The 20,543-nt window shown below is 46.3% G+C and carries 25 protein-coding genes and 2 pseudogenes; 3 read left to right on the top strand and 24 right to left on the bottom strand.

All coding sequences use genetic code 11. The annotated features are described in order from the left end of the window. Window positions 1-39 precede the first annotated feature (39 nt). The 12 genes and pseudogenes from MJ257_RS12275 to MJ257_RS24990 form a co-directional block, all read right to left on the bottom strand. Window positions 40-228, bottom strand: a pseudogene (locus tag MJ257_RS12275) (IS5/IS1182 family transposase); the annotation flags it as partial. A gap of 56 nt (window positions 229-284) precedes the next feature. Then, the gene (locus tag MJ257_RS12270; protein ID WP_240269516.1) at window positions 285-1,049 is read right to left on the bottom strand and encodes a DUF4230 domain-containing protein; all 765 of its coding nucleotides are present in this window, start codon (window positions 1,047-1,049) and stop codon (window positions 285-287) included. A gap of 511 nt (window positions 1,050-1,560) precedes the next feature. Further along, on the bottom strand, window positions 1,561-2,085 hold the full coding sequence (locus MJ257_RS12265; protein ID WP_240269514.1) for a vWA domain-containing protein: 525 nt from the start codon (window positions 2,083-2,085) through the stop codon (window positions 1,561-1,563). Window positions 2,086-2,241: 156 nt separating this feature from the next. Continuing rightward, window positions 2,242-3,192, bottom strand: coding sequence for a helix-turn-helix transcriptional regulator (locus MJ257_RS12260; protein WP_240269512.1), 951 nt, complete (start codon window positions 3,190-3,192; stop codon window positions 2,242-2,244). Window positions 3,193-3,276: 84 nt separating this feature from the next. Beyond that, window positions 3,277-3,966, bottom strand: coding sequence for a hypothetical protein (locus tag MJ257_RS12255; RefSeq protein ID WP_240269510.1), 690 nt, complete (start codon window positions 3,964-3,966; stop codon window positions 3,277-3,279). Window positions 3,967-4,232: 266 nt separating this feature from the next. Then, the gene (locus MJ257_RS12250) at window positions 4,233-4,496 is read right to left on the bottom strand and encodes an HIRAN domain-containing protein (protein ID WP_240269509.1); all 264 of its coding nucleotides are present in this window, start codon (window positions 4,494-4,496) and stop codon (window positions 4,233-4,235) included. A 125-nt stretch (window positions 4,497-4,621) separates the two neighbouring features. Next, window positions 4,622-5,743, bottom strand: coding sequence for a Fic family protein (locus tag MJ257_RS12245; protein ID WP_240269508.1), 1,122 nt, complete (start codon window positions 5,741-5,743; stop codon window positions 4,622-4,624). Window positions 5,744-5,820: 77 nt separating this feature from the next. Continuing rightward, window positions 5,821-6,183: a GIY-YIG nuclease family protein gene (locus tag MJ257_RS12240; protein WP_270406180.1), complete on the bottom strand. Its 363-nt coding sequence runs from the start codon at window positions 6,181-6,183 to the stop codon at window positions 5,821-5,823. Next, the gene (locus MJ257_RS24995; protein ID WP_372489788.1) at window positions 6,165-6,350 is read right to left on the bottom strand and encodes a ribonuclease H1 domain-containing protein; all 186 of its coding nucleotides are present in this window, start codon (window positions 6,348-6,350) and stop codon (window positions 6,165-6,167) included. The genes MJ257_RS12240 and MJ257_RS24995 overlap by 19 nt, the downstream gene beginning before the upstream one ends. Window positions 6,351-6,390: 40 nt before the next feature. After that, entirely contained in the window at window positions 6,391-6,558 is a 168-nt protein-coding gene (locus MJ257_RS12235; protein WP_240269506.1) for a hypothetical protein, read from the bottom strand. Window positions 6,559-6,596: 38 nt separating this feature from the next. Continuing rightward, window positions 6,597-7,556, bottom strand: coding sequence for a 3'-5' exoribonuclease YhaM family protein (locus MJ257_RS12230; RefSeq protein ID WP_240269505.1), 960 nt, complete (start codon window positions 7,554-7,556; stop codon window positions 6,597-6,599). A gap of 37 nt (window positions 7,557-7,593) precedes the next feature. Next, window positions 7,594-7,767 carry a PH domain-containing protein gene (locus MJ257_RS24990; protein WP_372489786.1) on the bottom strand — a complete coding sequence of 58 codons (174 nt, stop codon included), beginning with the start codon at window positions 7,765-7,767 and terminating at the stop codon, window positions 7,594-7,596. A 10-nt stretch (window positions 7,768-7,777) separates the two neighbouring features. On the opposite strand from MJ257_RS24990, the gene MJ257_RS12225 reads away from it, so the two are divergent. The 3 genes from MJ257_RS12225 to MJ257_RS12215 all read left to right on the top strand — a co-directional run bounded on the left by MJ257_RS12225 (window position 7,778) and on the right by MJ257_RS12215 (window position 9,233). Continuing rightward, window positions 7,778-8,455, top strand: coding sequence for an AAA family ATPase (locus MJ257_RS12225; protein WP_240269504.1), 678 nt, complete (start codon window positions 7,778-7,780; stop codon window positions 8,453-8,455). Between the two features lie 138 nt (window positions 8,456-8,593). Then, window positions 8,594-9,058 carry a hypothetical protein gene (locus MJ257_RS12220; protein ID WP_240269503.1) on the top strand — a complete coding sequence of 155 codons (465 nt, stop codon included), beginning with the start codon at window positions 8,594-8,596 and terminating at the stop codon, window positions 9,056-9,058. Window positions 9,059-9,071: 13 nt separating this feature from the next. After that, complete coding sequence (locus MJ257_RS12215) at window positions 9,072-9,233, top strand: hypothetical protein (RefSeq protein WP_240269502.1); 162 nt, start codon at window positions 9,072-9,074, stop codon at window positions 9,231-9,233. 13 nt (window positions 9,234-9,246) lie between these two features. Here the strand turns inward: MJ257_RS12215 and MJ257_RS12210 are convergent, their stop codons facing one another. The 12 genes and pseudogenes from MJ257_RS12210 to MJ257_RS12155 form a co-directional block, all read right to left on the bottom strand. Continuing rightward, a complete protein-coding gene (locus MJ257_RS12210; RefSeq protein ID WP_240269501.1) occupies window positions 9,247-9,846 on the bottom strand; it encodes an ATPase in 600 nt (199 codons plus the stop codon). Between the two features lie 3 nt (window positions 9,847-9,849). Next, the gene (locus MJ257_RS12205; RefSeq protein ID WP_240269560.1) at window positions 9,850-10,026 is read right to left on the bottom strand and encodes a hypothetical protein; all 177 of its coding nucleotides are present in this window, start codon (window positions 10,024-10,026) and stop codon (window positions 9,850-9,852) included. After that, complete coding sequence (locus MJ257_RS12200) at window positions 10,023-10,316, bottom strand: nucleotide exchange factor GrpE (RefSeq protein WP_240269500.1); 294 nt, start codon at window positions 10,314-10,316, stop codon at window positions 10,023-10,025. Before MJ257_RS12200 ends, MJ257_RS12205 begins: the two co-directional genes overlap by 4 nt. Before the next feature lie 53 nt (window positions 10,317-10,369). Next, a complete protein-coding gene (locus tag MJ257_RS12195; RefSeq protein WP_240269499.1) occupies window positions 10,370-10,954 on the bottom strand; it encodes a UPF0158 family protein in 585 nt (194 codons plus the stop codon). 66 nt (window positions 10,955-11,020) lie between these two features. After that, complete coding sequence (locus tag MJ257_RS12190; RefSeq protein ID WP_270406179.1) at window positions 11,021-12,154, bottom strand: DUF6155 family protein; 1,134 nt, start codon at window positions 12,152-12,154, stop codon at window positions 11,021-11,023. A 78-nt stretch (window positions 12,155-12,232) separates the two neighbouring features. After that, window positions 12,233-12,592 carry a type II toxin-antitoxin system VapC family toxin gene (locus MJ257_RS12185; protein ID WP_240269497.1) on the bottom strand — a complete coding sequence of 120 codons (360 nt, stop codon included), beginning with the start codon at window positions 12,590-12,592 and terminating at the stop codon, window positions 12,233-12,235. A gap of 195 nt (window positions 12,593-12,787) precedes the next feature. Then, window positions 12,788-12,952 (bottom strand): hypothetical protein, encoded by a 165-nt coding sequence (locus tag MJ257_RS12180; RefSeq protein ID WP_240269496.1) that lies wholly within the window; start codon window positions 12,950-12,952, stop codon window positions 12,788-12,790. A 223-nt stretch (window positions 12,953-13,175) separates the two neighbouring features. Beyond that, a complete protein-coding gene (locus MJ257_RS12175) occupies window positions 13,176-14,450 on the bottom strand; it encodes a Wadjet anti-phage system protein JetD domain-containing protein (protein ID WP_240269495.1) in 1,275 nt (424 codons plus the stop codon). A 29-nt stretch (window positions 14,451-14,479) separates the two neighbouring features. Continuing rightward, a complete protein-coding gene (locus MJ257_RS12170) occupies window positions 14,480-17,932 on the bottom strand; it encodes an ATP-binding protein (protein WP_240269494.1) in 3,453 nt (1,150 codons plus the stop codon). After that, a complete protein-coding gene (locus MJ257_RS12165; protein WP_023554899.1) occupies window positions 17,901-18,509 on the bottom strand; it encodes a DUF4194 domain-containing protein in 609 nt (202 codons plus the stop codon). Before MJ257_RS12165 ends, MJ257_RS12170 begins: the two co-directional genes overlap by 32 nt. Before the next feature lie 6 nt (window positions 18,510-18,515). Further along, window positions 18,516-20,048: a Wadjet anti-phage system protein JetA family protein gene (locus MJ257_RS12160; RefSeq protein ID WP_240269493.1), complete on the bottom strand. Its 1,533-nt coding sequence runs from the start codon at window positions 20,046-20,048 to the stop codon at window positions 18,516-18,518. A gap of 187 nt (window positions 20,049-20,235) precedes the next feature. Next, window positions 20,236-20,433, bottom strand: a pseudogene (locus tag MJ257_RS12155) (RNA polymerase subunit sigma-70); the annotation flags it as partial. Window positions 20,434-20,543 lie beyond the last annotated feature (110 nt).

Raw genomic sequence — 20,543 nt, 5'->3', positions numbered from 1 at the left:
CGTCTCAACTACATGCAAGGTCTTGATCCTCCTTAATGATTATGCAGCTTGTTTCATGGACTGCTGATTTAATCGATCACATGCCAGTTTCATACAACTGTACGACAATATAACCAGGTTGAAGTGGTGGAACTGCGACCCGCGTGCCGGAGCAGTGTATTTACGGAAATCCGTCGTCATTTTGATCTTGTAAACTCGTTGACAGAGCGTATCCTGAGCCAGTGGACAATATCAGCGCAAGTAGCAGAATATCCTGTCCCAAGCAGAATGGGCAGGCCGTCCCGTTAATTAAAAGTGACATTTACCGAATAACCAATATTCTTAAAGAATTCCTTTAACACTTTTTCTGCATTCTTCTCTGCAGTATCTAGTAAACCGACAGAGATGGCTTCTTGACGAATTTGCTCTTGTGCCTCAGCGGCCTTCTTAAACCCCTCATCCATTTTAATATCGGCACGGAAAATCCCACCATTGTCTACGGCTAGTATTTTATCCATCTGTAAGGACGGCTCCTGGATAAGCTTTGCATGAGGAAGGGTAATATTTATTTCTTTTGTTTCTTCATTAATAACCATGTCCTCAGAAGTGATTCCTTTCAAATCAACACCAGCAATAACCGTCGCAGGTACAACTAATAGTAGTTCTCGCTTTGTTCCTGGCAGATCAATAGAGATGTCTTTACCGAACATCATATTATCCTCTTCGTGTATAACCGCTTTCATATGAGCTTCAGCTGTTGCCAATGTGGCAAGCTCTTGAACATGTTCAACAAACGTGACAGACTCTTGTTTGAAGGTACTGCCCGCAAATAGCCAAATTCCTCCTGAAGTAATGACTAAGAAAACAAGGATGGCCAAAATAATCTTCACTCCAGCAGCTTTTAAGAAAAACTTAAATATTCCTTTCGGTGGAGATAAAGATCTTGCGTTATGACCTACCGCGATAGTTGCCGCACTCTGCATTTGTGCTTCCTTTAATTCTACTAATAGTCTTTCGAGCTGGGCAATTTTTTCGTCTTTTTTTTCTATAATTTCTTTATTTGTATCCATTTTTCTCACCTTTCATTATTACTATTACAATGATTCTCCTTTTAATCTACTAATCTATTATGTGAGGAATTGAATCAATTTAATAATGTATGGCTCTCAGTAACCGGATTAACAGACAATCTTGAAGGTGGTTCTAAAAATCCTTACTCGACCGCTGATCGCCTCTTTACGATCTCCTTCCATGACTGCGACCCGCGTATATGGCATAGGGATTCACAGAGCAAATACTTCTTCACGGCATTTCGCCCCCATGTCACAGTATAGCCATTATATATGCGTTCTTTGTCAGATCCCTGCCAATGAACGCAAGCTTTGATTTGAGATTGATTTAACACTTACTTACTTATTCTTCAAATTAAACGATTCTCCTTCAAAATTCAGACCAAGATCCCCATTTTTCGACACTCCGATAGTCCAACCGGACCTGGATCACCTGGCTTAGGGGCCATGCTCCGCAATACCTTCCATCAATTCTTCATCGAAACCCTCGCCTACGCCCATAGCACTGATCTCAACACCGGAAGAACGGTATTCCTTTGCAATGGCAAACAGCTTCTCGCGATCCGTGATCCCTTCGTTGGCCTGACCGTCGGACAACAACACGGTTCACCAATCCATCGGCCTTATTCTTCCGGACATGCTGCGCTCCTTCGATCAAGCCTCCGCTGAGATTCGTTGTTCCACCAGCTTCAATGGGATCGATGCGCTGACTGATCAGATCCTTGTGCGTCACTTTTGCAGGCGGTAAAACGGTTCTGACCTCAACCTGAACATCAAATGCAACCAGACTGAGTAAATCATGGACATTCCTCTGTTCAGCGACAAACCGGCACGCTTTTTTGCTGTACATCAGCGGCTCTCCCGACATGGACCCGCTGCGGTCCAATACCAGAGATAGATTGATCGGAGCGTGGTCTTTGGCGTCATTCATCCTTCCAACCGCATGTGCTTCAATGAGGAGATAAATCTTCTCCGCTCCCCCAGTCGGCGAAAACGGCTTACTCCATGAATGGTTAAACAAGACAGGCTGATTCATCTTGCATCCCCATTCTCCGAATCGATTTCACAAATCAAGTCATCCTTTGTACCTGCTATCTTAAACTTTCCCTTGGGCACCTATTTGTCAGCGAATAGATGTTCGCAAAAAGAAACCCCGCTTCTTAGCGAAGCGAGGCTGCTCTATAGGTTACTTCTATTGATACATCATGATCCACTGCGACAACTGCTGTTTTAACGATTCCCGGACGGCTTTGGGTTCCAGAATTTCCGCCGACGGACCATACTGAAGGATCCATCTCAAAAACTCTTTTTCATTATTGACCGTGACTTCAAAAATAAGGCTGCCGTCCTTCTGGTCCTTCATTCGCGGGTGTACGAAAAGTTCTTCTTCCCTAATATAACGGGCGACTTCAGCATCGAATCGAACTTTGAACGTGACGTTCTTTTCCCCACGATCTATGGACCACGTGTTTTTCAAGTATTTTTTGATATTGAAATCGCCTTTGTCAAACAGCTGCCCGGTAAGCTCCACCTGCTGAAAACGGCTGATCCGAAAGGTCCGAATGTCCTGCGCTAAGTGGCAATACCCGATCAAATAAAATCGCTGATCGCGTGGGACCAGATAATAAGGATCGATTTTACGCTCCGTCGTTTCATTTCGGTATTGCGTATGGTAGACGACGTCGATTGTTTTATGCTCCAAGATGGCTTGTATGATAGGCTGCAAAAAGTTGGGGCTTTCTTGACGGTACGCAGGTGTACCCATTTGAATGACACCGACGATATCCTCAATGATACTGTTTTGGCGCGATTTCTCCTTTAGATGAGTGCCCATGACCTTATCATATGCCGTATCGAAGCCTGGAGGAAGCTTGTCCTTATCCAGCATGGAAGGGAGCAGTGAAAACACGAGCGCTTCCTGTTCAGTAAAGTTAAGAGGATACAGGAAGAACTTACCCATAAACCGGTATCCGGTTCCCCTGCCCTCTCTGGAAACCGGGGCAATCAGTTCGAGAATATCCATATCCCTGTAAATCGTCCGAATGTTCACATCGCATTTGAAAGCAAGATCTTTTGCCGAGATTCCAGGGTTCGCTTGAATTGCATTAATGATATTAAAAATGCGAATGACTTTATCGATCATGTCGTTCCCCTCTTTTCCCCATAATAGGTAGCGCCAACAAATCCTTCTTATGAAGTTTTCTCTGATATCGCAGATTCACTGCTTCTAATTTGACTGTTTATTTAATTGGATAACGAGCTTATTGATGATCTCCTCACCCAAGTGAGGTCTTCGGACCCAGTTAACCGGATGAACTGGCCAGTCTTGAATTTTAGCACACACTATTTTTTCATTAAATGGCTTCAAGCGAGCTTCCAATGATCGAACTTCTTTCTCGAATTTATCCTTTAGGAAGCCTATCATTACGATCGGAGATTCTTCTACACAGCTATCTTCAAATGGCTCCGAGAGAAAGTCCCTTTCATTACCTTCAATGAAGTTCTTGACCTCATGATGGTAATGTTCGGCATCTTCCCCCTTAGGACAAACGATATTGGAAGCATTTATTATCCTTACATACCCTTCTGGTTTACTGTACCCGCTGCGATCATACGCCGATTGAATCGCCCAGATGACGTTTCGCATAGTGGGATCTGGATATCCCCACCCTTTCAGCTCAGTCTCTTCGCCTATTCCTTTAACGAAACCGCCCCAACTATCCATCCTATCAAAACCGTAGGAACCCGGATTCGTCATAAAGACCGTTGCTATTAATTTTTCTGTATTATCAAATTTAATCTTGGTTTCATCTCGAACCAGATAACATTTCCCATTTACATCTTTAACAAATCCCCCAACACTATCCCTGATTCTTCTCATTCTTCCGAAAACTTTCTGAGGATACAATCTTGCCATGACGAACTCCTTCCCTTCTTGGCAGCCGATTGGCTGACTTTCCGACAACTTGAGGGTGATTAAGGAACTCCCTCGTTCAATCTGGGTGAGCTTTATGTTGTATAACTCCTATCGTAGAATATAGAATGTAAACCCTTATCAGAACTGGTATTCTACGTTTTACCTAGTTCCTCCTGCCTAGACAAGCAGAAAACGAAACATCCTCCGTCATTTTGACTATGTACATTTTCTCTATACCCGGTGTAGTTCAACAATAGCTGTATCCTTCACAACAAATCGCACCTGCCGCAAACATGATGTTCGAACGTATCATAAATCCGGCCGGCACCGCGGCATCCTTTGGGTACGGTGTAGGTACTGTTAGCGACATAGCCGATTTTTCCTATTGGGGTCATATCCACCTTTATCGCTTCATGATCATGCGGATTATCCGGGTCTTTGATCAAGTGAACGATCTGACTCGGCTTTAGAAAATCAGCCCCGTAATAATGCTGCGTACCTGAAACGGCCACATAGATCGGTTGATACACTGTACCCACTCCCGTTTGTCTTTCCACCATTATGACAAATCGCAACGACAATACATTGTCAGAAAATGTATGTTCTAGCACTAAAAAAGCACTGCGGAATCTTAACTGAGATCGCAGTGCTGCATTCATTTTAGAAAATGAGCGAACTTATCCGGGGCATTCCGAATGTCTTGAGCTAGCTTCTCGTATTCTGCGGATAATTTGACCGATCGAACTCTTTTGGCGTCTTGATCGCGCGGCTCGATGAAACCTTCTTCTCTCCAATGACTAACCTTTTCCCTTATGGAACGATCCGACAAGCGCAGTAGGTCCCTCATTTCACTTGTCGTCAAGGTGTCTTGTTTGAAGGTCAATTGAGCGAACACCATTCTTTGCTGGGGATCTAACTTACGAATCAGATCCGGTTCGATTTTGGTCATTTGGGCGGATTTCTCTGTTACAATGGCAGCGGCTTCTTGAAAAACCTCCGCCAAACCATCAATAAAGAATTCCAGCCAGGGCGTTAAGTTAGCCTCGTTCCGTCCAAAATAATAATTGTGATGGAGACCCAACTGGAGTCGACGATAATACTCAGCTAAGTTGCGGGCGTAGAAATTCTCTAATACGAATAAACCCTTCAGTCCATGACCACCGCGGCGTAAAAGATAGGTCGTAATCATCCGGGCTGTTCGTCCATTCCCGTCCAAATACGGATGGATCGTTAGAAACTGCCACATGAATATCCCAGCCTTGATCGGAACCGGAACCGAATAGGTTTCTGGCGAGTTCACCCAAGCAACCAAATCCTCCATTAATACCGGAACATCTTGCCATTCTGGCGGTAAATAAAAACCAGAAGCATTGCGGTTGCCAACTTGATTTTGTTCTTCGCGATACTCGCTAACACGCGGTCTTCGTCCGTGGGATATTCGGATAATGGCATGCAGCTTTTTAATCAATTCCTCTGTGACCGGAAGCTGCCTTTTTTCGGCTTCATCCAGGTATTCTAAGGCTTTCATTAAGTTATAAACTTCCTGCTCTTCATTGTCATTGCTGGTTTGGTACAAGACTTTTCGCTTTGTCGCCTCATCAAGCGTATTTCCTTCGATTTTCGTTGAAAGGATGACAGTCTTTTCCATCGATTCTTTCTTAAGCAAGTCCAGAATAGAAGCGGGCAATGGAAGCAAATCCACCACAACACTGGCACGTTGTATATCCATTAGTCTGCGGGCTATGGTGTCCGTTATTGAATATTTGGGTGTAAACATAACATCACCTCCCTCAATAACATTATACCATTGCCGCTATTCTGCCGCAAAGTCATTATCTGTTTAGTCGGCCACTTTTATTCGTTACTATTTCTATCTCTAAGGATTAGATCAATCCATTCCTTATGTTCACGCCAACCATTCAAGACACGGATGCCTTGGTATGCTAGCTTTTTTACCCATTTCGTTTCTGAACGCAGGGAATCTGCTTTTGTTGGCTGTATATCAACGACTTGGAATTCTGGTTCGAGGCCATCCTTACGGATATCTGTAATCCATTTTTTATAGGCTCTATGTTTGTAAGAATCACTTAAATGGCTGATTTTCCGATGTTCCATATCATGGGTTTGTCCAACGTAAAAGGGCATCTGTGTTCTAGGATCAATAATGAAATAGGTGTAATACGGCCCTTGTTCTTCCTCTACCCCGGTAGGCTGAATCTCCGAGGAAACCTCTTTTGCTCAAAATAATACTTAGGGTTTTGTAGATCTGGCGACATCTGCTTCCACCAGATCTCTGCCAGTTCTAACGTTACAAACGATTTATAGACGGCCCCTTTATTTCCTTCAACGTTTTGTTTGGCTCCCCCATCCCATTTGTTATAGATTCCCGGATTTCACCCTTTACTACGACGTAAAATTTTCTTTTCATGGAGTTTCCTCCCCATGGGTCTTTGCTCCAGGTCTTTTTGACTTTTTCTCAAGTAGGGCTTGGTTGAACTCCTCATCGGTAATATCTTCATTAAGCCGCTTCCATAGGAGTTCTTTTTCTTCGTCATTTAGTTCAGCATCTTCGTAAGACCAGGAAGCATTCATTCTTCTAAAGATCTTCTCAAAATCTTGCCGCGATATGTTCATAGGAGTGGTATCCGATACAGTGCTTTATTCTCCAGCCCTCGGACCGGCTGTGTCCACAACTCCGTGTCCGATGTGGCACTCAGTGCATCCTCTGCCATTTGGAGTTTGGCATCTAGCGCGTCGATATGATGTAGCGCTACCGCTTCCGCCGTTTGCGGTTGTACCGGGCTTCCCCATTCCCCGAGATTATGGTGGGAGAGAATAAGGTGCTGCAATCCAATTACTTGTTGCGAATCGAGTGGAAGCTCCAGCCTCAAAGCCGCTTCTGTGATCCAACTAGCCGCCATGGCAATATGACCGATCAACTTCCCCTGGGTGCTGTAATCTGTCACGACCCCAAGATGAGCGATCATTTCCTCTGGCTTTGCGATATCATGTAGAATAATCCCCGCTTTGATCATATCCGCATTTAGAAATGGCCTTTGCTTGCAAAGGAACTCTCCGATCTCCAGCATACGAACGATATGATAAGCCAAGCCTGCGAAGTAAGCATGATGGTGCATTTTGGCCGCCGGATAATGAGCTAGTTTCTCTCTCACCTTATCGACGCAAAAGCTTACTATATCGCGAATCGCCGTATCCGAAATACTCTCGATGACTCTGTTTATGATTACTAATAATTCCGTAGATCCTATTGGTGCAGCTCGAATAAAATCGGTTAGGGACACACCGTCTTCGTCCCTTATATTGCGAATCCGTGTGATCTTAACCTGCGGTTTTTCCCGATATAACTGAACGATTCCTTGAACCTTGACCAGCGTCATCGGAGAAAAATTGTCCCTTTCCGTTTCCTTTACATCCCAATACTTGGCGGGTAGCTGTCCGCTGGCATCACAAAGCACCAAATCGAAGTAATCCTTAGCCGGAGATGTGTTGGTTTGCTTCAGCTCCAGCTCCTTCAACAAATAGTAGCCGACGAATTCATCGTTGGTACTCAGGTCTTTAATCAATGTCATTCTTCTCGCCTCCCACTTGGTGTTTCAGCTTTTTGTTCTAATACCACCTTACAATCTCACCGCAGTCTTGTTTCGTGACTCCCGGCATACGGTATTCTCGTACGTTTGCAGGAGAATCGATGTCCAATTCCAGCTGATGAATCCGAAATAACCGCTGCCACCATGATTGTCTGAAGCTTATGGATTCGATGGATTCACGCAAAAGGTACACAGTCGTCTGATTGAAGCCGGCTTTGCGTAAGATAAACAAGCTGGAAACTGATCAAGATATCGATAAAAAAATTATTGTCTTTGATGATCCGATATCAAGTCTTGATAACCATAGGAAAAGGTATACCGCAGATCAAGTAATCACCTATACAAATAAAGCCAGACAAGTAATTGTACTTACGCATGATATATTTTTTGCAAGAATGCTTTGGGAGAAGTATACCGAAAAAAGAACTGCATTGAGCCAGCTTTGCATCAAGCGTGAGGGAGTATCGGATAGTACCATCGATATTTGGGACGTTGAAGAAGAAACTCGTTCAGATTATTACCAAGGCTATTTCACACTTGCTGAATACCTTGAAGGCACGTCAAGTAATTTGAGAGCTGTTGCAATGAGTATTCGCCCATTAATTGAAGGAAATCTTCGGATACGGTTTCCAAAGGATTTTAAGAGCAATGAATGGCTCGGAGATTTTATAAAAAAAGTCAGAGATTCAACTTCCATTCCTCTGGTAGAAATGAAGTCCCACCTTACTGAACTTGAAAGTATCAATGACTTTAGCAAAAGGTTTCATCATGATCGAGATCCGTTTTCTCATACTGAACCGATCAATGAGACCGAATTGGAATCATTTGTAAGAAGAACCCTTGATATTATTCGTGGCGTACATAATGTTCCAACATTCTAACTGAGCATATGAAATAGTAGGGAGTGTTTTGAAGCGACTATGGACGAGTAGGTTCAATCAGACTTGAACACACAGCGCGTTCCGCTTAACGGACAGAATAATCCCAATATGTTAATCTATATAGCGGGAGGTGGATGCGTGTTACTACATATCCGCAGCGGCGAGACATACCCTGTTTCGTTCCTTGCTTTGCAGCCATATGATATAGAGGATCAGATGCATGATTGGAACGAGGCGTTCGATTGGACGGTTTATTTTGGCCACCGTGGTGTTGAAGTGTATAAGATGGTTATCCGTGGCAATGATTTAATACAAGGGGTTATAGCTCTTGAGCGTACAGAGGATCATGTTTGGGTTCATCTTATCGAGAGCTTACCTGATGAGCGCAAGGAGTTCGATCTAATAGGCGAGCATCTATTGGCATTCGCATGCAAACGAAGCATGGATCTTGGGCTTGATGGTGCAGTTGCTTTTCAATCGAAGACGCGGTCGCGACTCATAATGTATTACATAAACGACGTTGGTGCTGCACACTTTGGTGGTGGCCTCATGGTTATCGAAGAACCTGTCGCTAAGCGCCTGATTATGCTATACTTATCCTAAGAGGTGATTGATCATGAAAAAGACAATGAGTCTTGATGATGCTGCTCGTCGATATGCAGGCGGTCATTACGTTAAGCAATCGATGCCCGGCCCCAATCCCGAACGCGACAAAATGGTCAGCGATGCTATAGCTAAATTGAAGCAGGTTCGACCTGCTGCCAAGGTTCGCCAATAAGGCGAGCCTTTTTTTATTGGAGTTGCATCGACTCATTCCATTTTTCCGTAATGGTGTGAACCCAGTATGGAACAGATTTAACCAGACTAGAACGGACACCACGTTCCGCTTGCAGTACAATTTCCCCGGATCTTGTGCTATTATCAATAACAATCAAGTGATCGACTAGATGTAGATGGGAGAGCAGATTTTGAATAGAGGTTGTGTGTCTTCTTATGATATCTTCAGTCGGAATGTCATGACCGCCGTTTCGAACTCTAGCAGCCACCCGCTCAATGTTAAGTCGGTAATCGCCAAGCCCCACGTATAGCATAATCAAATCGAAACCATTCTCTCGTGCGTCCCGCATAAGCCTGATTACATTCCCACCGGCCAAAGTAGTCTCAATTGAAAAGCTGCGTTTTTCACGTAAACATTCACGAGCCAGCCTGATCGCTTCTTTCCCAGCAGATACCCTAAGACGTTCCTGCTGATCTGCATGAAGCCCTCGGGCCAAAGCATCAGGATCAATATTCACACTTATTCCAAGCTGATCCGCAATCAAATTTCGTATTGTACTTTTCCCGCTTCCATTATTACCGGCAAACACATACATGATCGGAGAGGGTTTCATTCATCATCCCCCCTGGTCTTGGACGACCTCAATCTCGTTGTTGGCATGTTCCTTAACGATCTGTCCTTGATCGTTCTTGTATACAATGTACGTCCCATTCGCTTTCGCATCCAGCTTCGCCCGTTCCCCGGTCAGTTTGATGTATTTTGATAACTCTTGAATACGGTCCAACTTATTCACCGTCCATCCTTTTCAATCTTACTCAGTTTTTTTGGACTATGAATGTATGCTTGAGCCAAGTGCTTTAGATGGTCAACAGCAATTGAATTGGGATCACTTGGGTCATGTTTCTTCTGGATGGCACGTTCAAATTCATCCATCATCTTTGCAAAATCGCATACATTCTGCTCAAGACCAAATAAGCGTTTCATATCTCGATAGTGTCGAAAAAAGACTTCTTTAGCTTGATCACTGGGATAACCTAGTAGCTGAAGTTCCGAAATGACCGCTTGAGCATACTGTTTAATCATCTTCTGTCTTGAAGAACGTTTCACCGGTAATCCCCTGCCTAAACATTTCTTTATTACTCGAGAATCATCTTCACTTCAATGGATTCCAACCAATCCGAAACTCGTTTACGATTCTGCTCTTCAACAAACTGGTAATACCGCTCTAACTGCTCTCTGTCGGAAGATAACGTATCCTTATATCTTCGGAATACCCTCTTGCCGCCGCTTAATATGTTCATCAAAGTGGAGTGAAGCTTTTTGTCTTCAATCGTTGCTGCAAAATCCATCATATCCGCGTACCCTTCATCCGACACTCGCTCAGGGATCCGAAAGTATATTTCATCGAAGCCTTCTTCAATAATCTCGCTTAATTCTTCATCCTCTTCATCCCTATCAAACGTCCGCAACATGACAACTTCACCGGTTTCAATATTCAGGAAGGACTCTATTCCTTCAACGTACATATCGTAGGCATCCACGATCTCCTGAAGCTGCTGCTTGGTCAATTTCAATTCCTTCATATGTTCTCCTCCAGCTGCTGCCGTTTTTCTGGACTCGCCACGTTGTTCCGCCTCATATTCCTCCCACGTGATGCCATAGGGGAAGCCCCAATTCGTATATCCGGCGATAAAGTAGAAATTCTCGTCTTGCTCCAACATCTCCGCGGACTCCGACCTGTGATTGGTCCGCTTCGTTTTCTTACCGCCGCGCATAAAACCCCTCACCTAAATCCATCGTATTTGAGCATGCAGTTCGGCCAAATTGTCATGAAAACCCCAGCCGATCCCCTCTGTTTTCGAAACGACGGCTTCGAGGCGCTCTTCGAATTCGTCGAACAACTCGGCCGTTTCATCTTCATTCACGTGATCGATGATATCGGCATACATGGACGCCATACTGTAATAAAAGCGTTCATCGATATCCCCGTAACTAAGGGTGAAGTCGACTCCATTCTCGACGTAGATCAGCTTCAGCTCCAGACTGGAACGAACACTTTCGGTTAATTGCTCAAATTCAGATATTGCTTGTTTCGCCTCTTGAAGTCTTAGCTTCCCATGGCCCCGTTCAGGGAAAAACTCATGTTCCACCTTCTTGCGATATTCTTGAAACAGAGATTCTACCGCTTCATCGCCTAGAATTCTTACGGCAAGAAATTTCTCCATATCTTTACTGACGCCATAACAACCCTTGACCAAATCGATAAGCTGGTCATGGCTTAACTGCTTGAGATGCTTATTTAATACCGACTTCGTCAATTTCACAGGCTTTTTGTCTTCCGGCCGCTTAACCAGTGATTTGGGGATCAGCTTGTCCTTCTGCCGCCCAAGCTCCTGATTCACTTCTCCGCAGAAGAAATGTTCGTGATCATAACCTTCACGAACCCAGCCGATAAAATGTTCCCGCTCCGGGTGATTGGGAGTAAGCAGTACTTCCATCATATGCTGATGCCCCCAAACGCCTCCTGCATCCTCCTGTGGACAACTGCGGGCTCCATCCAGACATAATGGTGCTGGATCGGTTGTCGTTGAGTCGATGTTGATCAACGTAACCGTATGTTGCCAATCATCGCCAAAATCATAGACATACGTAAAATCGCTATTTTCCTCATGAACATGCTTCTTAACGGTTTCCCTCCGTGCGTTCCATACCTCGCGGTCTTCCATATCTGCGAATGTTGGATCAGGCAGCCCGATCACTTGTCCATTCACATGAAATTCGTACAAATGGCGATTTTCCCAACCCATAACTGCTTGAACAATCTTGTGGAGCTGATGAAACGTCACGTCCGGATGAAATTGAAACTCTCTCCATATCTTCGGGGTAACCTCATTCACTTCAATTCTGCATCTATAAACCATGATCGACTATTCTCCTTTTGTGTATTCCAAGTATAGAAACAAACCCACTGTACCCCTAGCGGAGCTACAATGGGTTGGCTATATCGTAAATATATCGTGGTCCCTTGATACAAGACCAAGCTGGTGCTCAATAGAAGTTGCAATAATAATGGCATCCGGAGTTTTCAGCTTCCGTCCTTTTGACTTTTGTTCCCTTCGTATGTCCCCGGCAAGTCGAGCAACACTGGAACTTACCTCAATACACCTGCGTGAATTAAACAGCTTGATTTCTTGCAAGCGGTAAGCGGATTTCAGCCCGCAGAACACTTCGCACTCCGTTATGACGGAGAAATAAATCGACATCCGATCGTCACTGGCTTGCCTGACAAAATCCAACGAGGCATGCTCCCCAGCTAGCAATGCAATCGCGATATTCGTATCGAGTAAATAACCGCCCATTTAGTTCCACTCTTCCTCGCGCATTTTCTTAACTTCATCAACTAACAATTTTGCTTGCTCAGGTGTCAGTAACCCAGCCGCTCAAGGATGTCATCAATGGAATAGTCATCCTCGACTTCAATCGTGTCGTTATCCAAATTTATTTTTACTTTGCTGTGCGTAATATTCATCTTTGTCAGTATCGAGCGAAGCTCCTTAGCCATTTGTTGATCCATCTTTTTGGGCAAAGACATGGTTTGAACACCAACCTTTCGATTTAGGAGTTGTGAAATATTTCAGTATTTCTGACGTACTCAAAGCCTTGCCGGATTTAAATTCCATTCTGCTCTGTTCAATCATGATTTTCAGTTCTGGATTCATTTCAACATCAGCTTGAATGGATCGCTGCTCTTCGATATCATTTCACTCCTATTCGGAGGATTCATTTTGTTACTCCGGTGAATACACGTAGTGTTATCACCAGTATAACATAAACCACGCCGAACCCAGAAGAAGCAGAAAGCCGGCCCCTCGTACCGGCTTATCCCTCATATGGTCCTTCCACCCTCGGTTCACAAACTTTCACAAACCGCTCCTTTCTTCTTTAGTCCAATTCCACAATACTTTCCTGTTCCAACCGTATCCTTTGATTAAGCATCGTTTGCAGCACCGGCCTCCAATGAATCAGTCGGTTATCCTTTAGAGCCTCCTCAAGCTTTCCGGCATACTCATCGCTGATCGACGCGGCCGAGGACTTGTAACGAAGAAGCGTCTCCGCATCCATTAGCATGGGCTTCAGATTAGTAAAAAATTGCTTCCGTAGGAATTCAAATATCCGGATTCCTCCCAGATCAATATCACCCCAATGATACACTTCAATGTTCTTCTCCGATGCCGCAGCCAAATACTCTGCCAGTCTACGCAAAAAGGATTGCAATGCCCGATGGGGAAATCCCCCGGTATATAGAACAAGCTCAGTGCCGCGATGCTCGGAAGCGTGTTCGAGCCACAGATGATAAGTCGCCAAGTTTTCAATTGTTACGATCCGAGTGGCAACTGTTTCAACTTGATGCATTTCTTCCACCGTTTTATCCGATAAACCAACCCCACCTGCAAACACTCCAATATCAATCTTTTGACTGTCCGCAGTACGGAATGAAAGGGGCCCACTTACTAGCACAAGTTGTGGATTTTTGGCCACCCCGAGGAAATCAAGCCATTCCTCCTCGGTTTCACGATCCTCTCCCGATGCTTGCTTGGCTAGCGAGAGCAATCTACGTTGAACGTTTCTTTCGATGTGCTTGGAATCCTTAAACAGCTTCTGGCTAAGTAATCTTATGGGGACGGATCGCTCAAGCTGAGGAAGCTCCAGCAATACGCAAACAAGATCCTCATATCCCTCTGGATCGTCCACCTCAAGGTGGGAGGTTTTACCTTCAGCTAGCAATACATCAGCTTGTTCAGACCACACCCTGACCCATTCCCAAGGATGCCGGGATAAGGGAGTAAGGATGTGCCGCAATCGTTCCAGCTTGTCCCGCTTCGGCATCCGACCCGCAACACGGTAAGCTCTTTCCAATTCACTCCATTGTAAATAGATACGTTCCAACTGCTCACCGGTGCGAAACCGGACCCAACAGAGTTCAACAAGTCCGAGCCGCTCAAGCTCGGAAACTGCTTCGTTGATCCAAATTCGTTTGCGGAAATCCATTTCGTCTGTGTAATCGTTCCAGAATGGACTTTTACTAAGTAATAGCTGCGGCCTTTGTTTGGAAGGCTGCCCGGTTATAAAAGACTGGCTTAACTCATATTTGTCCAGCAGAAGGTTTAGTAAACGGGATACAAATTCGGATTTATATGGCGTTTCATGTATCTCCAAATGGATTCCCCCTTACCTTACAATTCAATTCAGAATAGTAAGCCTTGTCCGTTTCCTTCATCAGCATCACCAGCTGATGAGGATTTCCCATTGTTAATATCTGCATTCGACGCAGCAGCCGCTTCAGACTCATATTCAGCAATTCCCTCGGCCCCCGCTCTCGCCATTTCGTCTTCTGCCCCGTTGTCCCATTTGTCAATCATGTCCACATAACATTGGTAGTTGTGCTTGCTGACGAACAGAGTGGTGGACACTTCAGGAGCCATGTGCTGCATCTTCTCATCGGGTACGGCGGCAATCAGCTGCAGACCCATTTGCTTAATCAACCGCAGACTGGAATGAATCCGCTGCTCGTCCATTTTGTTGAACGCTTCATCGAAAATGACAAGCCGCGAGCTTTTTCCGGAATATAGATGATGGAAGGAAGCCAGTATCGCAATATAGAACGGTGTCTGCGTCTCTCCTCCCGATTTCTCCTTCAGCACTTGCGAGAATCGGTATTTGCCGGTGCCGGATGTTACGATAATATCGAAATCCAAGTATTGCCGATAGTCCGAGAACTCCTCCAATTGTCCGGCCTCTCCTTTGACCAGAAGATCGAACAATTCATGCAGAACCTCGGTACGATCGTTATCCGGTAATTCGAACAAGGAGCCTTTTTCCAAAAGCATGGGATCCATCACGGCATCATAGAACCGCTTGTAACGTTCACTAGGGGAAACCTCAAAATGATACTTGTCATCGGAAAAAGGAAAGTGCCTAAGCGCATAGTTCAGTTCGTGAAACTCCCTACGAGCCATCTCAATCGCTTCTCTTAACCGGAAAATAAAATGGGACTTGAACTCCTCTTCCGACTCTTTCAAAGCCGTCGCAACTTTAGCTTGATAATCCGGAATATTCAGGTGTTCGATCGTTTCCAGCAGCCGATCATAATCCTCGTTCGTGACCTTCTGAACGTCAGCGTTAAAGCTTTGATCGATATTATATTTTTGCCGCATCAATTGCAGCTTGTTGAACTGGCTGTCGCGCAATGTCTGCTGACCCTTCCAGCTGCCCTCCCAGTTTTGGATTTTTTGCCAAGTGGAGGTGGACGAATTGCATGCTTCTTCGTATCTTTGCAACGCTCCGGCTTCCCGCTCGCTACCGTGCTCATCGATCCAATTCCGCCAAGCAGCTTCGAACTCTTGCACCTTAATCCGAGTTAAGTGGAGCTTTGCTTCCGCTTCAGACTTTTTCGATTTGGTTTCCGATTGCTTTTGGAGCAAGGATCCCCATTTTTGTTGCCACTTCTGCTCATCCTTCTTCCACTGCTCATACTCCGCTTGCAGCCGCTCTGCTTCGCTGACATCGAGCCCATTCAGTTCCTCTGTCTTCTGCAAGATTATTTCCGAGCATTCGTGGATATGCCGCATCAGGCCGAGATGGTCGGCAAGCTTGGTACAGCCCGTTTCCTTCAATTTGCCGAGCCACTCAGAGAAATGTTCAGCCCAAGCATATAGCATGCGTCGTTCGTCTTGGGCAGACGCTAGTTCGGAGCGGCGAATTTCCAACTGGCGGGCGATCGCTTTGGCACCGATAAACGGAACCTCGTATTGCTCCTTGCGCATCTGCCGGGCTACCAGATTGTTGTAAACCATGCACGATTGCGTCACCGCTGTACGATGGTGTCGCAGCTCCTGCTCATTTGCAGCCTTCATCACCTTGCCCAGCAAATGCTCAACGTGCGCCTGGATTACAGGATGCTCCGCCTGCAGCTCGAGTGCCAGGGAACCGGTTACAGCCGTTCCCAAATACCGCTGCTCCTTCTCCGTATCAACGAGACCGACGCCTTCCAGCCGATAGGTTCGCTTCTCCCTTTCATAAATAGACAATGCCTCTGCGAAACATTCCGGTTCAACCAACAGATCGAAGCGCTGGGTATTCAAATACCCTTCCACCGCATTGCGCCAAAGCTCTTCCTTAAGCTCCATGTGCTCGCAAAACACCCAAACCGCCGAGCGGCCACGCAGCCGTTCCTCCAAGATGACCTTCAACTGGCGCACCGGTTCGGCATAACTGCGCTTCTGCTGCTCCAGATCGCGGATGATCGTTCTTAACTCTTCGATTCGAGCGTCCGTTTCACCCAGCTTTTCCTGCAATTGGTTATGCTGAACGAGCATTCTGTCGCGCCGCGCCGTCAAGCCTTCCCCAATCTCAGTCAGTTCCCGTGTCCACTCTTCTTCTTCATGGACTTCAATAATTCCGGAATGCGCCACGGCGTCAAGACGCGCCAGGCTCTCCTGATAACGGCGGAGCGTCTCCCGTTCTCCAGGATTCCATGTCCAATACGGATTGTCTGGCCAGTCGGATAAGTTCGCCAATAGCTGAAGCTCCCGTTCAATTTGTCTGCGATAGGTGAGCAAGAGCCTTTCTCCCTCGCTCTGTTGAGCGGTAAGTCGTGAGATGTCCTCCTGCAACTCTTTCTTGCGTTTCTCAGCGGCATGGTTTTGCCAACGCTGGTAAGCGTCCTGCTGCTTGTCCCGGGCTTCCGCCTGCAACCGCGCGGCAAGGTCAATATCATCCGCAAGCTGTCGCAGCTCTTCTTCCAGCCGGACATTGTCCCGTTCGGTCTGCTCCAGATTCTCACTCTCGTAATCCGCTTTCAAGCGCCGGATCACATAATCCTGCTCAATGGCAGTCTCCTTGTATTTGGCATACTGGGCATAACACTCACGTATGGATTGCAGGTGCAGCTTCTTCTCCTGAAGATGCTCCAGCTCCTGGCGATACCGTTCGTGGATCTCGAAATTTTGCCGCATCAAATCCAACTGCAGCTCTTTTCGGTCGAGTATATAATCGTAGACAAAAGCACGGATATTCTGGATCGGCTTGAACGAGAGCGCTTTGGTGAATATTGTGAAAAACCGATCATGAAGCTGTCCCATCCGGGCGAGTAAGGCTTTCTGATAGTTGGTCTTGTTCCTTTCAAACAAAGCCTTTTTTCCGGAGAGCCCGCTGACCCTGACGCTTTCCCCACCGTAGCGCTTGCGGAATTCGTCTCGATTGAGCAGCTGGCCGTTGGATTTGACAAACTGCAAATCATCCAACCGCCGATCTGACAAAATGAAATACTCTTCTTCCCCGGTCGTGCTTCCTCGGTATACATCAATCGCTACCCCGACAACGAACCATTCCTTACGGTCCTCGTCCCGGAATTCAGCTGCAATATAAGTCGTAAAATCGCCGTCCCTCAAAAAGGAGCGCTCGTCGCTGCCGATTTTTCCCCTAAGATAATTGATAAAGCTGCGTTTGGCGTCATCGTGTGCAGCCGCATTGAATTTGATCATTCGATGATCAGCAACGAAAAGCACCTGCAGCGCGTCAATAATCGTCGATTTTCCCGCGGCGTTCTGTCCAGTGATCAACGTCTGTTTTCCGAATTCCAGCTCCTCGTCCTTGAAATAATGCCAGTTAATCAGACGCAGCCGCTTCATCCATTTCATCCAGCAATCCTCCCTCCGCGTTCGTCAGGTACAATTCTAGCTTATCAAGTAACGACTGCATCTCATCCGTCTGAATCATATAGATCCAAGTATGGAACAGCTTGAACCGGGCATCATCGGAACGAATGTCGGAATCCAGCGGTTCAATCAATTGGGCCTGTACACACAATCTAACCAGCCTGTCCAATGCGGTACGGTTTACCCATTCCAGCCGGAACGTCTCGTACTTGCTGCGAATTTCATAAAGGGTAATCATAGGATAATCCGCCAGCGATAGGCCTTGCCTCTTCTCCTCATATAGTAAGCGCAGCACCAGCAGCCATAGTGTCTGTTCCCGGTCAAGCCTACGGCGAAGACGGCCATCGGGAATATGCAGATAGACGCATTCATGCCGCTCGTCCACGACAAGTTCCCAACCAAGGAATCGATAATAGCCCTCCAACGCGGTACGGTAGCGACGAATTGTCGCATACAACTCCCGGTCCTTGTCTTTGATCAGAAGGTTAACCTCCATGAGTCGCTGGATTACTTCTTTGACCTTCGATTGTTCAGAGTCGCTCAAATCTTGAAACATCATGAATCGTTATCCTCCCCGCTCTTTACGGACAATGTCGTGATTGTGGAATCGATATCTTCCGACACTAACCGTCTGCCGCTTGCCTTGCCGGTCCAAGCTGAAACGCGAGCCACCATCCGAGCCATACAAATAAACATACCCCAGCATAAGAAATTCCTCGGCACTACTTGGAGCGAGCTCGATCAGTTCCATGCGCTTTCGGTCACCAAGCCGGGTCATGACGTAATCATCCACTTTTTTACGGGTAATGGCCTTGCGCATTTTCTCTACGTTCCTCTGTCGCAGCTCCTCCATCACGTGTGCCGGAATCGGAACCGTAACATGGGTCTCCGGCTGATGAGCCATCCTTCGGCGGCGCGGCGGCAGGAGTGACTGCTCTGACCATCCGCGAACCTGATTAATCGCGAACAGCGAGTATTCCGCATCCTGCTTTTGCTGGCCGAGCAACTCCAGCAGACGTGTCAACCGGCGGTCCAATCCTTCATGCTGCTGACTCAAATATCTGGCCCGGTCGTAGGAAGAACGAAGATACTGGTTATGCCGCACATCAATCTGATAGAAAATCTCTTCCAGCCCGACAAAGGTTTCTTCAATGAAGAATAAAGCTTCCTTGACGGCATATTCCGCTTGTTCAACCGTTTCATACAGCTCGCTCTTGACGCCGTCCATTGCAGCTTCCTGCAGCAAACCCCGATCTAGGAGCCACTTCTGAACCGTATGAAGGATTTGAAAACGATAGCGCGCCACATGATCCGACGTTTTGAGCCGGTGATAGCTTTTATCTACAATTTGCGATTTATAGGTTTCAAAATGATGGTCCAGCACTTCGCGAATCGAAGTTTTTTGAACAACTGTCTCCATGTGATGCTTCATATTATTGTATAACCCAATCAATTCATGGCGAAATTGCCTTGTTACCTGTGCCGCCTCCATTACGGCGAAACAAGGGCGCATTTTGGCCTCCTCGCCGGTAAGAAGCTGATAAGTTACAAAAGCAAACCGTTGATATTCGACCGTCCGTGCTTCGCATAATTCCTGAAACACCGCAATCAGCCGGCTGGCATAATGGGGAAGTACAATATAAGCTTCGAACTGGCTGCGGGTTTCCACATCAATCCACTTCGCCCGTTCCAGCCGTCGCAGCAATGCATTGGCCTGAGCTCTGGAGACATCCTCTAACGTAAGCTGATCCTCTCTTCCAGCTCCAACCGGCTCATCCTCATCGGCAGAAATGACCATACCCGTTTCTTGTTGAGTCTCCAGCAGCTCCTGCAGCAGATCCCGCATGACTTCATAGCGAATGCCGAACCGCTCCCTTTGCGAATGCTCGTATAAAAGCAGCAGTGCTTCCGCATATATCTTCCGATTGGAACCCGTCAGAAGATGAAATAATCCTTCCGGTACTACATCAAACAAGTTCATCATACCGCGCGCATACCCTTTCGGAGAAAAATGTCGATACATTATTATACTAGATTTGGAAGATATAAAGTATGGTAGAATACGGCTATTCCCTTCAATCTTAATGGCAAGCTCCATTGGTATACGGAATACTTGCCGCACAAGGTTCTCAAGTATCGGTATTAACTCCAGAAGAAGCAGAAAACCGGCCCCCTCGGACCGGCTGATTCAGGCTCCATATAGTTTGTCCACCCTCACCGGACAAACCTACCGCTGCACACAAACCGTGCCGTTTCCCGACATCGGTTCGTGTTCACAACGTGTTCACGATATGCGCCACCAGCCGCAAGTTATGCTCGATCAGAATATTGCGGGACACCGCGTCCCCTTCCGCCATGCGCTGCAGATGCTTCGTTTCCTCCTCCTCGGTCAGGGGCTGCGGAAACGCATTATTTTTCACATACGATACGAGCAAAGTCAGCTGTTTAATGAACAAAGCAATTGCGGTAAACAATCCAGGCAAAGATGACACCTCCTGCTGATTCACATCACAATGAATACAACCTCGCTTCACTTTGGGTCATTTCATTGTATGTGGGCGGAGGCCTAGGCGTGCCTGTACCGGAAAAGAAA

This window comes from Paenibacillus timonensis (genome assembly GCF_022427145.1).
GTDB classification, from domain to species: Bacteria; Bacillota; Bacilli; order Paenibacillales; family Paenibacillaceae; genus Fontibacillus; species Fontibacillus timonensis.
Note: the sequence above shows the minus strand (reverse complement) of the source record. Positions and strands in the feature narration are given on the sequence as shown.